This window comes from Hydrogenophaga sp., assembly GCF_048549895.1.
In the GTDB taxonomy this organism is placed as follows: Bacteria; Pseudomonadota; Gammaproteobacteria; order Burkholderiales; family Burkholderiaceae_C; genus Hydrogenophaga.
Genome location: NZ_JBLYYB010000187.1, coordinates 1 through 12,906 on the forward strand (window position 1 = coordinate 1; position 12,906 = coordinate 12,906).

At 60.0% G+C, this 12,906-nt stretch carries 9 protein-coding genes and 1 pseudogene; 5 read left to right on the forward strand and 5 right to left on the reverse strand.

Annotated features, from left to right (window positions below; all coding sequences use genetic code 11):
• Window positions 1-256: 256 nt before the first annotated feature.
• Together ACN4F8_RS17725 and ACN4F8_RS17730 are read right to left on the reverse strand one after the other, a co-directional pair.
• Complete coding sequence (locus ACN4F8_RS17725) at window positions 257-2,236, reverse strand: ATP-binding protein (protein ID WP_419474781.1); 1,980 nt, start codon at window positions 2,234-2,236, stop codon at window positions 257-259.
• Window positions 2,237-2,765: 529 nt separating this feature from the next.
• Complete coding sequence (locus ACN4F8_RS17730; RefSeq protein ID WP_267322046.1) at window positions 2,766-4,121, reverse strand: IS1182 family transposase; 1,356 nt, start codon at window positions 4,119-4,121, stop codon at window positions 2,766-2,768.
• Window positions 4,122-4,471: 350 nt separating this feature from the next.
• On the opposite strand from ACN4F8_RS17730, the gene ACN4F8_RS17735 reads away from it, so the two are divergent.
• The gene (locus ACN4F8_RS17735; protein ID WP_159609075.1) at window positions 4,472-4,768 is read left to right on the forward strand and encodes a hypothetical protein; all 297 of its coding nucleotides are present in this window, start codon (window positions 4,472-4,474) and stop codon (window positions 4,766-4,768) included.
• Between the two features lie 87 nt (window positions 4,769-4,855).
• Here the strand turns inward: ACN4F8_RS17735 and ACN4F8_RS17740 are convergent, their stop codons facing one another.
• Entirely contained in the window at window positions 4,856-5,623 is a 768-nt protein-coding gene (locus ACN4F8_RS17740) for a hypothetical protein (RefSeq protein WP_159609076.1), read from the reverse strand.
• A 227-nt stretch (window positions 5,624-5,850) separates the two neighbouring features.
• Window positions 5,851-6,489: a hypothetical protein gene (locus ACN4F8_RS17745; RefSeq protein ID WP_305727516.1), complete on the reverse strand. Its 639-nt coding sequence runs from the start codon at window positions 6,487-6,489 to the stop codon at window positions 5,851-5,853.
• 309 nt (window positions 6,490-6,798) lie between these two features.
• Between ACN4F8_RS17745 and ACN4F8_RS17750 the strand changes: the two genes are divergently transcribed.
• From ACN4F8_RS17750 to ACN4F8_RS17765, 4 genes and pseudogenes are all read left to right on the forward strand, one after another.
• A complete protein-coding gene (locus ACN4F8_RS17750; protein ID WP_159609078.1) occupies window positions 6,799-7,917 on the forward strand; it encodes a hypothetical protein in 1,119 nt (372 codons plus the stop codon).
• A 207-nt stretch (window positions 7,918-8,124) separates the two neighbouring features.
• A complete protein-coding gene (locus ACN4F8_RS17755) occupies window positions 8,125-8,538 on the forward strand; it encodes an HU family DNA-binding protein (RefSeq protein ID WP_159609079.1) in 414 nt (137 codons plus the stop codon).
• Window positions 8,539-9,326: 788 nt separating this feature from the next.
• Window positions 9,327-9,779 (forward strand): hypothetical protein, encoded by a 453-nt coding sequence (locus ACN4F8_RS17760; protein WP_419474782.1) that lies wholly within the window; start codon window positions 9,327-9,329, stop codon window positions 9,777-9,779.
• Window positions 9,780-10,272: 493 nt separating this feature from the next.
• A pseudogene (locus tag ACN4F8_RS17765) lies at window positions 10,273-10,713 on the forward strand (phage integrase family protein); the annotation flags it as partial.
• Window positions 10,714-11,888: 1,175 nt separating this feature from the next.
• Here the strand turns inward: ACN4F8_RS17765 and ACN4F8_RS17770 are convergent.
• Entirely contained in the window at window positions 11,889-12,374 is a 486-nt protein-coding gene (locus ACN4F8_RS17770; protein ID WP_419474783.1) for an ESX secretion-associated protein EspG, read from the reverse strand.
• Between the last annotated feature and the right edge of the window lie 532 nt (window positions 12,375-12,906).

The window sequence follows — 12,906 nt, forward strand, 5'->3', positions numbered from 1 at the left end:
CGGTCACGATGAACCGACAACGGAGTCGGTCACGATGGGCCGAAATCCTCGGTCACGATACCGAAACCAGCGGTCACGTTGGTCCGAAATACCCAAGATGGCTGAGGCCAACGGTGTATCCCCCAGTGACCCTGCGCTTAAACACTGCCGCTGAGGGACCAACCGGAAGCGCCAAAAAGAAAACCCCCTGCGCTCTCTCAAGCACAGGGGGTTTCAAAAAAAGTGACTTTTCGTCACGTTGCTCGTTGTGGTTCGCTCACGGCGAGACGATGGCCACGCCCACGCGGTAGTCACCGTCGCGCTTGCCGCCGTTGCAAAGACCTGGGCGTGCTGCAAAGCTGATCGCCCGGGTCATCTGATCGGCTGTCACGGTGACGCCCGACTGTTTCTTCAGGGCAGCACAGATCGTTGCCATCATTGCGTCGTCCAGCGCCGCCACCCTGAGCCCGGCTGCACGGTACTCATCGTCACCATTGACGCACCGCTGGGTGCCAGTCACCAAGGTGATCTCCCCCAGATTCTTGTCGCTGAGCTGCGGGTATTCGCTCACAAGAATCCGGCTGAGGATTGCGCTGGTGTGTGAATCCTCCAGCAAAGCAATCTTGTTGTCCCAGTCAAGGATCGCGTCCTTTTCGTACTCTTCGTTGAAGTGGTCGTACTCGTCAACGAAACTGGCCAACGCGTTCACGGGATGTGAATCGTAGTCATGAGACATCAACCAGCAGTCGAAGTCCCAATGCAGCACATTTTCAGGGTCCTCATTCGGTCCCAAGACCGGTGTGAAAAGCCATCCGCTGTCCAGCTTCACGTTCAACTCGAACGCATTGTCAGCCAGCGAGCGAATCTTCACCTCGCAGGACGTTGCCATCCGAATGTCCGCAGTGCGGTCGCTCCAGGTGAAAGACTGCATGCGCTCGGACATCCCTTCCACGTTGACCTGGAACGTCATGTCGGTGTACCGGTGCGCGATCGCGTTGATCCAATGGTCCTGGTGCACGTCATGTGAGTCCACGCAGTAGGTCTGAAGCTTCTGCATGACAGCAAGAGCTGTAGCCGCCCAGTGTTCATCGTCGACCGAAGTGCACACGTCCATCCAGACACCCTGTTCCAACTCGAGCAGCTGCTCGCGTGAGATCACAGTGTCCTTGTCGTGGTAGCTCAAGGTCGTGTGCACGTCGGCGCCGGCGTGGGGGATCCGAACCTCACTCACCGTTTGGAACAGTGTGCAGGGCACGAATGGCACGTCGTTGAACAGGTGCCGCACGCCAAAACGAGCAGCATCGTCCCAGTACGCCTTCACAAACTCACGAGGCGACAGTTCCCGCTTTTGCGCATGCAGGAAATCGACCACCAGGCTGTTGAACTTGGCGGTTATGGTTTTCATCTGCTCGTCGGAATTGAACAGATGCGTGCGATCCGGCATCTGCGCAGTGAACTGCGCACTGTCCAGGTGGACGATGTAGGGTGCCTCTGCTCCAGGAAAAGACAAGCGCTTTTGCTCGATGGGCAAACCCTGCAGGTACATGCGCACGTTGGTGTTGTGAGCGGGCTGAGCCAGCGTGGTGCCGCGGTGGATGCCTTGAATGCTCACCGGGCCCATGCCCGTCATCACCCACTTGCCGTCCTTGAGGTCCATCCGGTTCGGACGGGGCAGCAGTACGGTGTTGAACACCACGTCCACCGGGAAACCGGCCACCAGTTCTTTGAGATTGCGCTCGAACTGATCGACTGAACCACTGACAGGCAGCAGCTTCTCGCTGACGTTGCACAACTCGATCACCGTGGTGATTCCGTTGAGCGGTTGTTCCCCATGCTCGCGCACCCTCAGCTGGCGGCCTTCGATGATGTCTTCGCGGGTGAAGTCAAGCTGCTGCCCACGCGATGTGACCACCACGCGCTCGGCTGCGAAGACCACACTGAAGAAGCCCATGCCGAACGGCTTCTCCGTCAGCTGCACCTGTTCTGCCGTCCAGCCACTGGTGGCCAAGTCGAGCAGTTTGGCGAAGCTCTGGATGCCGATGCCGTTGTCAGAGATCGTCAGTTTGCGCGTTTTGGCATCGAGTTTGACATCAATGGTCGTTGCCTCGGCCCGACGACCGTTCTGCAGCAGCTCACCAATCACGGAGAAGCTGGACGAAAACATGTGCTCCATGTTGCGCATGAAGGACCGCTCGTTGATCTGCGCACGCACCGTGTCGCCAGAGATCTGCTCGTTGTTTTTCAAAATGGTTTCCATGGGAGTCCTAAGAAAGAAAAGGACCGGAAACCACGCGCCCCACCGGGAGAGGTTCCCGGTTGGGTTGAAGCCCGCGTTGGGGCAAAAAGTTGATGGCGACCGCGAGGCCGCGTTCTGGACATGCGCCCAAGACGGATGAATGCTATCCGAGGCTCGTGTGCGCTGCAACGCGATCGGGCCTGTTGAGATTCCTATGGCGACCGGTGCAGGTCATCGCACTCTCACGCAGCTTGGCAAAAAAAAGCCAGGCGGCGGGGCGACCTGGCTGAATGGCGTCGTAGTGGTTATTGCCGACACCCAAGAGGAACTGCTACGTCAAGCATCGTCGGTATCGCGACTGCTTGCCATTGCGCAACGTCCTAGGAGTCCGTCGGACTTGAGCCCAAGCGAATTCAAATAATCGGTGCGAGGCGTTTTTTTGGACGGCATTGCGCTGAGTGAGTGCTCTCGATGGATGGCGAGCCCCCGTGAGAGCGCATCGAGCCGTCCAGGGACTCGGTTTTGGGGTGATCGAGGCGCACTTTTTCCCTCAAGCTGCTCGCAAGACGTGCATGCGCTTGATGTTCCAGGCCATGGTCACCAAGCTCCATTCGCCCTGGGCCTTGGCCAGCCCGCGCATGCTCATCTGGCGCCAGCCCATCACCCTCTTGATGATGCCGAACACCGGCTCTACCGTCTGCTTGCGCCGGCCGTACAACGTCCTCCCTGCTTGCGTGCCCAGTCGGTGTGCCATCTGCACCACCGGGTCCGTCGACTGGGGCTGCGGTGCATCGGGTGCAAAGCGCTGCGCGAGCGGCGTGTGATGCGACTCTCTCTTGAGCGCCAGCAGCGGTTCGACTCCGGCGTCGTTGCAGGCGATCACGTTGGCCTGACTGAAGAAGCCGTTGTCCGTGATCAGCGACTTCACCTCGCCCAGCACCGCAGGCAGCGATCGGATCTGCTCCAGCGTGGGCACGACTTCTCGCTTGTCGTTGCAAGCCTGCGTGACGTGCGCGGTGATCACCATCATCGTGTCGGTGTCCACGCCGGCTTGCGCGTTGTAGCTTTGCTCGAAGCCCCCTCCCGAGACGGGCATGATTCGCGACTCTTCATCCGTGAGGTTGACCTGGTCGGCGTCCTTGGGGCCGGCCTGCGGCGCCTCGGGGTCCTTGCCGCGGGGCTTCTTGCCGGCATCGCGCTGGGCTTTGCGCTTGGCGCTCTTGGCCTCGTACTCCTGCTGCTCGCCCTGATGGCGCTCGCCCGCGCGCTGCTCGATCTTGGCCTTGGCCTGCGCAATGGCGCTCAAGCGGTCTTCGCGCCGGGCAATCTCTGCCGGCACATCCATGCCATCGGGGATCGCCGCGCGGTCGCTTTTCTCCGCCAGCGCCAGCAGGGTCTGCACTTCCCGCCGCAACTGCGCCTCGATCTTGTTGGCGTGCGCCCAGGACAGGGCCTTGTGCTTGCTGGCGTTGGCGCCGATCTTGGTGCCATCCAGCGCGATGTGCCCGAGCTTGAGCAGCTTCATCTCGCGCGCCAGCACCAGCACCTGCACGAACAGCGCCTCCACCTCCTTCAGGAAGCGGCGGCGGAATGTGGCCAGCGTGTCGTGGTCTGGATGGGTGTTGGCCGCCACGTAGCGAAACGCCACCGAGTCGTAGCTCGCGCGCTCGATCTTGCGGCTGGAGTGCACGCCGTTGGCGTAGCCGTAGATCAGCAGGCCCAGCAGCACCGCCGGGTGGTGTGCGGCCGAGCCTCGGCCCGCGTATTGGCGCGTCAGTTCGCTCAGATCGAGCTGCTCGATGACTTCGACCACGAAGCGCGCCAGGTGATCACTGGGCAACCATTCATCCACCGACGGCGGCAACAGGTACGCAGTGTCTCGGTCAACGGGAACGAATCGGCTCATGGGTTCGCCTTCTTGTTTGGACTGCCACGATTGTGTCGGATGGCGTCATCGTCCGGAAGACTGCAAAGCCCGACGGACTCCTAGAAACCGCTCAAAAGCCCGCAAGGCGGTTCGCGCCGTGAGCCCTTCCTTCTCATTGACCATTTCTTGAAAAAAAAGTTGCGTCATGGGTCGGAAACTGACCCACATGGCCTGACAGAACAGCCGCACCCTGTTGAAATGAAGTCACTTCAGAGCTCGCTCTAAGCAGTCGGCAACTGCCGAACGTAAACCCACCCGGACGGGAACCACAGGTTCCCTTCGGGACCGTATGTGGAACCTGTCTTTCTTTCCCTTTAATGGAGATTGACATGATGAACGCCGCATACGAAACCGACTACGCTTCTGCCCTCGACCACATGGACTTCATCGTGAAGTCGCTTGCCGAGAAACCAGGCCGTGCCATTGACCTTGCCATCGACCACGGTGGTGAAGAGTCAGTGCAGGCCTTGTTCGACGCCGTGATGGACAAGGGGCACCGCATGGTGCTGGTCCAGGCGCTCGATGCTCCCTCCCTGCCGGGCTGGGTGCGCGAGAAACTGGAAGTCTTCCTCTACGGTCAGAGCCGCCAAGTTGCAGCCCTGTTCTCGAAGAAGACCATCCACTGAGCGTGAACATGGAAAGGCCTCAATCCCTAGCGGATTGGGGCCTTTTCGCTTTTCTACAAGCCACCAACCATCGCCTCCAGAACGCCTCTAAAAGGAACTCTCCGGGGGATAGAAGATGGAATGCCGCGATGGCGAGTACTGCGCCCCTGCGGCGGTCGCCTCAGCGACCTGTTCGCTGGTGTAGCCCGAGTCCACGAGAGATTGCGCGATCTCTGCGGTGATGGGCACCAGGCCTGTACCGTTCAGCACCATCTCAAGCAGCTCGCCACTGGCAGGTTCGTCCATGTCGTGCACGAAAAGGCCGTCATCCTCGTCGTCGCCCTCCCGCGCAGATGATCGGTCGATGGCGTCAAGCAGCGCAGCAGGATCGACCGACATGCGTACGGAGGCGCCAGTGGGGTCTTGGGTGATGACAACCACGTCGGACTCCACCTCGAAGCGGCCATGCCAAGCAATGACCGGCAGTGGCCCATCCTCGTTGATGCTGAACTCTCTCTCCTGGCCCCCCTCGACCAGAATCAAGGCTTGACGCGCGGTGATGTCCAGCAGGGCCGCGTCTTTCGATCCGTTGGCAAAGACCACGAAACGCAGTGGCCACGGGTCGCCTATGTAGTGGGTCTCGCCCTTAATCGCGTCCTTTTGGATGCTGCTGCACAGAAAGGCGAGTGAAGCGCCCATCACCGCGCGCTCGGATTCAGCTTGGCAGATGGACACGTGATGCCAGTGGGCATAGCCAGCCTCGCGTGAGGCTCGTTCAAGCGCCTCTCGATGCTTGATGTTGTGCCGGCGTTTGAGGACTTTCGCGCGCGCCTTCAGCTTTTCAACGTCGGCTGGCGTTGTCGGGATAAATTTCATGAGAACAGAACTCCATCAAGGCGGAATTCGGTACGGTGCCCCACTGCCGCATTCCGCCATGGGTGGAATTCGGAGGTTGTGATGTCGTCCCTCTCTGGGTTAGCCGGCGGTGGGGCAGCAGGCCTCGACATGGCCTGCGCCAAATATATCTCAATTGCCCGCGGACTCCCGGCCGTGGAATCATGAAGATGGCACCGGCTTTGTCCCAATGCAGCGCCGATTCATTTTCAGCGAGCGGGGAGCGCTTCGAGACGTTCACGCACGATGACGATCACTTCTTTGCCCACCGTTTCCGCGCGTTTGGACAACCTCCAGATGTGGATGACCAGCAAGCCAATACCGCCCCAGAACACCGTTGAAAGAAAGTACATCATCCAGTAGCGGCCACCCTCCATGTTGCTGAAGACAAACGCAGCGAACAACAGCGCGGGAAGCTGGATCCACCAAGCGCTGAAAGGCAGTTTCGGTCCACCTTTTGCACCGGCATCGCCAGCCATCTTCTTTGCAAAAGAGCTCGAGGTCTTGATCTCTCCCGTGGCGAGGTTGCGCGCCCCCAGGCACCAGGTTTGACCCTTGTCGTCTTTGCCGCACATGAACACAACAGCATGCCCTGCACGCATCGCCAACCCCAAGGGCTGGAAGGCCAGCTTCATTTCTTTGCCGTCTTCGGTCCTGATCCAAACGTCCTGGACCGTCGACGCTTCGTTGTACACCTGACCCGGCAGCATCTTTCCATTGCCAATGTGAGTGTCGCGGTCTCGCACCGTGCTGAACTCGGTGCGAATTTCCGCTGACATGACAGTCCCGCCGACTGAGAATGCGGCGATCGTGGTGCCGTTGGAAGTGCGTATGGTGGTTTCGTTCATGTGGCGGTTTTCAGGATTGAAGTTCAAAGGTTTGATGGGCAGACCAAATTCATCCTACGCACAGACCTCGCCATTTCAAGGGCCTGGGTGGGTGTGAAGGGGACGGCCAGTCGGGCTACAGTAATTGCGCCGAACCCGCCGATCGCACACCCAACAGAGGGTTTTCCATTCGTAGAGCCACTCCGGGCCCCCTCCGACGCTTTCATGCTCGAAGGTCTGCAAAAGCTGAATCACAATGGCGCCCATGGATCTTCACCACTCACCACACCTGTCTACTCAGCGCGCAGTCGAGCCAAAGGTCGTCCGCTCATGAAAGCGCCCAACGGATATGAGGTCGATGTCCCAGGGCTCGCGCAAGCTGTAGCTGCCTGTGTGCCGGAGCCGACGCACCGTGCACTGATCTCTTGCCTGCGTGCCTTCGGCCAGCTTTCTGACGCGAAGCTGGCGACAACACGGGGCGGAGACGATGGCCACTACCTGGTTCGCCGCAAGGTACTGGCCAGCAACGGCGCCGTGGTTCATGAAGACCACCAAGTGTGGATAAAGGAACAGCTCGCGTTGGATGCGGGTGATGCATCAAAGACCTTCACGAGGCTTCTCGATGCCAAGTACCTTTTGAGCAAATGCCAGCTCACCAAGATCTACCTGGTCCATGACAAAGGCACGGACAACCCCGCAGCATTCGTCCAGGTTGCCATCCGCCAAGAGGATGAGTTCATCGATGCAAGGGCATTTGACAAGTACGTCTGGCGCACGCCCGCAAATTTGGCGGACCTGTTGGACGCGGTGGAGGGTGACCCGGTACCAACTGGCGACCGGTCGCGTGTTCGTCCACCGGCCTATATGCTGGAGGCGGTGGTTGACGTAGACGCCTTCGTGGCCGAAGCAGAGGCAATCGACGCTCAAGTTCGAAAGCTGCTCCACCAGCGAACTTACAAGGTGACTGGGAGTATTGCCCCGCTCGATGGCGCCCAAACGGGCGAGGTCAAGACTCACTCCGAACTGTTTCCTGGCTGGGACCGCCACCCACACAAATCGCGTCGGCTGTTCAACGACTGGAAGAACTCAAGTGCCGGCCGCAGCGGCGCTCGCCTGTGTGAACACTGGGTGATGCAACTCTCTGACTGGACAGACCCCACCAACAAAAATCGCGCCCTGGGCCTTGTGCCGATGTGGACGTTCCCTCAGAAGATTGCGAGGATCGACGCTTCCAAGGGCGATACCTACACCCACTTCGGCAAGCTGCAAACGCTCGATCGCCGCGTCAAAGTGCCGTTCGGTTGGTACTTCTACATGCTCCACGGCAACCTGGTTGGTGATGGCTCCGGCAAGCGCGTGGTCGCAGACGCAGAGGACGGATTGATCGTTCTCCCCGAGCATGACTACCGCGTCCTCAAGGCTTGGAGAGAAGACGGCTACGGCTTTTAGGACCACGACAGCGGTGCGAGCGACATTCATATCTGTACCGGTACACGCGCGAGGCGTCGTGTGAATGGCCCTGCCCTGCTGCATTTCGTGGGTCTACGGGTGAAAAAGAGCCATTTCCCAGCGAAGAAACACGCGCTGCCCCCCTAAACTCCAGGTGCCGCGCGGCTTGCGCGGTGATTCATTCTCAAAATCTGGAGCAAGAAAACAATGGCAACTGCAAAGAAAGCGGCCCCCAAGGCAGCACCGAAGAAAACCGTCGCCAAGGCGGCGCCAAAGAAAGTCGCGGCGAAGCCAGTGGGCGTGAACAAGCCCATCAAGGAAACCTTCAACAAGACCAGCCTGGTGGCCCACCTGGTGCAAGCTTCCGGCGCCGATGCCAAGACCGTGAAAGCAGTGTTGGGCTCGCTTGAGGCCACCATGCTCGCCTCCATCTCCAAGAAGGGCGCAGGCGCTTTCACGTGGCCAGGCGTTTTCAAAGTCGCGGCCACCCATGTGCCGGCCAAGAAGGCCCGCAAAGGTGTTGACCCGTTCACCAAGGTCGAGCGAATGTTTGCTGCCAAGCCCGCATCGGTCAAGGTCAAGGCCCGCTTCTTCAAGAAGGTCAAGGACGCCGCGCTGTAATCAGCGCCGACTCCATCCCAAAGGACTCCCCAGGCGGGAGTCCTTTTTTTTCGCCTGTGGGACCGCCATCGTGAACCGGCGATGTCGTACTTCGATGGACGTGATGCTCCGCTGGGTCAATTCAACCCGGTGCCTCGCACGGTACGGAGATCCATCTCACTTTGTGACCACTGCCCTGTCAGCCGACCAGGCGCTCATGGGCACCCAAGGCCAATCTTTGGCGTCGCAAAGTTGCTTTTCCCCAAGTTTGTCCAGTTTTTGAGCGGTGGACGGCTGCTAAACCCGACACAGTGGGGTGCAGTTGAGGCGGGCGGCAGTTCAACTTTCTTTCATTGACCAGTTCAACTTTCTTTCGCCGGACGGGTACCCGCCAGCTGCGATTTTCAGTAGGAGTGCAAAACACCATGATTCGTTGGGTAGGGTTTGCAAGTCTTCTGAGAACCCTACGCCGGCCCAGCGAAGTCCCGGACGATCAACTTTCTTTCACGGGAAGGAGAGTTTCGTGCAGGCGCTACTTCCTTAGTACTAAATTGCTGAGAACCGTATTTATTGAGGTTACGGACTGCGGAATACTAACTAGCATTAAGCACCCGATAAAGTAACATACACAAAAAAACGCTTTTGGCGTGTCTATCCTTTCCCGCACCTGAACTGTATAAAACCACAGCATTGGAACGCCCAGCGTGTTTCATCCAGTTTTGAACTCCACCTGAGATTCCCTTGAAAATCAACCACTTACGCACCATTGCAATCTCACCCAATGGTGAACCACGCATGCGAAGCACACCATGATCGACCTGGTGGAGGCAGCAGGCCTCTTGTTGCTGACGGTGGTGGTGGGCGGCACACTCTTCGACATCTACGGAGAGCGAGGTTTCAAGAAGCGGCGCAACACGCGCAGCGCAACAAGCATCTCAGCACCCACCGAATCGCCTGCCCTCCCCCTGCCCTATTCCGCAGATGTGGACGCCTTCCTGGAACCCATGGAGCCGGTTCGCCGCGCTCTGCAGACCATGCCTGAGGCGCAAAGGGCGCTGTGGCGTCGCAAGGCCGCCGAAGTCCTTGTCGAAGTTCGAGACATTGACCAATGGCTGCATGCCGTGAGCACGTGGGCACCGCATCAACGCGAAACGGTCTATGCCACTGCTGAGGCTAAGGTGCACCGGCGGCAAACGCTGATCAATGAGTTCGCACGGGACGCGCTCCAGGCTGGGCTCATCGACCGTGTCACGCCCCAGTAGCCGGGCACACCCCGCAAGCACTCAGAACGACAACTCCGCAGGAGCACCTATGCACGACGAGCCAGCTGAACACAGCACCCCTCCCAATGGCACCGTGATGCTCCCGGAGGCGCCCGACCTCACCGTGATCAAGCGCGGCCGCGGGCGACCCCGCAAGAGCGCTGCGCCAACAACGCCAAAGGCACCTGCAGGGCCACCCGGGCGGCCAGTGGGTTTTCGTGTGGCCACCTTCAACACCTTGAACGAGCTCACGCTGGAGGACTTCTCCTTCGTGCGGGGCGTCTTCAACGGCCTGTCGGCCCAGGACTCGTTCCTGCGCTTCTACGCCAACATCCATTTCGACCAGCGCGGCAACCCTGTCATCCCACACGGGCTGACCATCAACGCACGTTTCGACTACCTTGAAGGGCGCATCCAGCAGGCGGCCAATCTTTCCGAAGACAAGAGCCTTCAACGCGCGGCCAAGGTCCTGAACACCCCTCTGCCCTCGGCGATGGCAGACAAGGATGAGCGAGACAACCTCGAAGCGATCTACCAGCGCTGGTACGAGAACCTGCCTGAGGACCAGTTCACCGAGAAGGAGTTGCCCGAGGCGTTCCAGGCGTACTTGGTCGACAACGACATCAAGGTGAGCGTCGAGCAGACACAGGAGGTCAGTCGATCGACCCTGATCGACAGCAAGGTGAAGGCGCTCAACGAGCTGCAGACGGTACTCGCATACCTGCCCAGGCCAGATGCAAAAACCTCGATTTGGCTGGCCGCATCCGTGAACAAAGCGCTAGCAGACGCAAACATCTTGGACTTGCGCCAGCTCGTGCGATTCATCAGCTTTGCAGGACGAAACTGGTACCGCCAGATCGGCCGCATCGGCCCAGTGCGGGCCAAGAGGATCGAGGCATGGCTTGGCGACCATGCTGCCACCCTCGGGCACATCAACCGCTCGGGCGCAGCCTGGCGGCCGTACAAGCCGTTAAAAACCGCCCTTGTACCCTTGGAGCGGGCGCCGGAAATTGCAAAGCTTGAGTACGCGGAGGGGAGCAAGGTCGCTGCAGTGGCTGGGGAACAACTGATCCAGCGGGAGGGCATCGCCCCACTGGAGATGCTGCGTGTACCCGTGGCGCTCGATGGGAGCAAAGGGATGTTCCGCAACACCGGTCCAAATCACTGGGGCGCACACAACGATATGGAGGCCATCCGCCTCTGGCTCGGAACCTACCTCACAGCGAAAAAGAAGCGCACGTTTGAGGCCTACCGCCGAGAAGTCGAGCGCTTCTACGTCTGGTGCCTGTGTGAAGCGCAAGTGGCCATATCGAGCGTCAGCGTGGCGCATGCAATGGGTTATCAGCTGTTTCTTCGAGCGATCCCTGCGGCATACATCAGCACCGCGCGCGTGACGCGCGAAGACCCGCGCTGGCGTCCGTGGCGTGGCCAGATCGACCAACGGAACCAGGCCTACGCACTGACTGTCATCAAGGTGATGATGGAGGCGCTCCTTAAAGGGGCATACCTCACTGGCAACCCAATGGCGTCCCTTAAATCTGAGGCGACTGTTGAGCGGTCCATGGACACGTCGCGCTCACTCAATCAGAGCGACATAGACTGGGTGCGGGATCTGTTGGTGCGCTCTGCTGCACGCTACTCACAGCCAGATCCCGACGAAGCGGATGATGAGGATGACGACATCGAAGCGCCCACCCCTGCCCTGCCAGGTGCACGCACGCGCAGGCTCAAGCTCATCCTCAACGTACTCCTCACTACGGGTATGCGGCTGGAAGAACTCGCACACGCTTCGGTCAAACACATGCAACCTGCTGAGGTTGATGGCGAAACGTCACCAAACGAGTTTTCGCTGCGTGTGGTCGGCAAGGGGAGAAAGGTGCGCTCCGTGCAGATCAGCTCGACCGTGTACCAGCTGATTAACGAACACCATCGTGATGTGGAGACTGCAATAGCGTTACGCGAAGGCGAAGCAAGCCCTCGCCTGCTGGCATTCAGGATAGAGCGCCCTATGGTCGGAGTGCTTGAGTCGGCTCCCGCTAGTAAGGACAAAACCGCCAAATCAACGCAAGCTACCACCGGCCGAGCGCTTGCGCTGAGCACTCAGGGACTTTACAAGACACTCAAAGGCTTCTTCAAAACGAACGCCTTGCGTGAGCTTCGCCACACGCGCGCTGCGACAACCCATTTGCCGTCACGGCGACAGAGAACCGCTGTGCGATCGGCAGATTGGTGTGCGCGCCATGCGCGTAGCGCTTCCGCTGCGGCGAGGGGTTCTTTGAGCGGATCCGCCGGCGGCTTGAAAAGTTCCGGGGGGCCGGTGAGGCGCTCGGATCGCTCGTCCGGCCGGGAGACCGTGATCGAGACATCGACATCGCATCGACCCAGTGTCCAAAGCCATTCCTGCACATCAGGGTCGAGCGTTCGACCCTGGCACACGCCGGCCTCCTCGAGCGCCTGCAGTCCTGGATGGGAGGCCAGCATCGCCTCGGTGTCGCCCACGGGCCGGACACGCAGCGCCGCAGGAAGTCTGGTGACGCCCGAGAGCGCAGCTGTCAGCCACAGTCCTTCGGAAGTGGTCGACAGCTGCGCTTCCATGGGTCAGTCCTTCTCAGATGCCGACGAACCGGGCGGCGTTGGCCGCGTCGCCGACTGCGGTGTTGCTCGACGCCCCGCCGGTGGCGGTGCCGTGCCGGTTGATGGTCTCGAAGACCTGCTGGTAGGCCTGGGTGATCGAGCGCTGGGCCTCGGCGTAGGCGGTGGCGCCCTTGTCGGCCCAGAAGTCCTGCGTCTGGGCCAGGACGTTGAGCGCCTGCTCCTGAAGACTGTTCAGATGTGCGACCAGGCCAGATTGCGCGGCCACATGGTCGGCCATCTTCGCGTGGTCGTAACGCATACCCTCCATGGGTGTTCTCCTTCGAAGTTGTTGTTGGTGAGGGGATTACGCCTGGGTGGCGACGCTGGACAGGTTGGCCTGGTTCTCGGCCTCGACGCGGTCGTACTCGTTGGCGCCGATCTGCATGGCCTGGATCACCTGATCGAATCGCGCCGACACGTTGCGCCCCGTGGTGGCGACCTCCTCGGTGGTCTTCATCGAGGCGACCGATGCGACACCGACGAACGCGGAACC

Bases quoted from the DNA above. Each gene is read 5' to 3' on its own strand.
- ACN4F8_RS17750 (WP_159609078.1), top strand. From the start codon at position 6,799: ATGAAAGCGCCCAACGGATATGAGGTCGATGTCCCAGGGCTCGCGCAA.
- ACN4F8_RS17740 (WP_159609076.1), bottom strand. From the start codon at position 5,623: ATGAAATTTATCCCGACAACGCCAGCCGACGTTGAAAAGCTGAAGGCG.
- ACN4F8_RS17735 (WP_159609075.1), top strand. From the start codon at position 4,472: ATGATGAACGCCGCATACGAAACCGACTACGCTTCTGCCCTCGACCAC.
- ACN4F8_RS17760 (WP_419474782.1), top strand. From the start codon at position 9,327: ATGATCGACCTGGTGGAGGCAGCAGGCCTCTTGTTGCTGACGGTGGTG.
- ACN4F8_RS17725 (WP_419474781.1), bottom strand. From the start codon at position 2,236: ATGGAAACCATTTTGAAAAACAACGAGCAGATCTCTGGCGACACGGTG.
- ACN4F8_RS17730 (WP_267322046.1), bottom strand. From the start codon at position 4,121: ATGAGCCGATTCGTTCCCGTTGACCGAGACACTGCGTACCTGTTGCCG.
- ACN4F8_RS17770 (WP_419474783.1), bottom strand. From the start codon at position 12,374: ATGGAAGCGCAGCTGTCGACCACTTCCGAAGGACTGTGGCTGACAGCT.
- ACN4F8_RS17745 (WP_305727516.1), bottom strand. From the start codon at position 6,489: ATGAACGAAACCACCATACGCACTTCCAACGGCACCACGATCGCCGCA.
- ACN4F8_RS17755 (WP_159609079.1), top strand. From the start codon at position 8,125: ATGGCAACTGCAAAGAAAGCGGCCCCCAAGGCAGCACCGAAGAAAACC.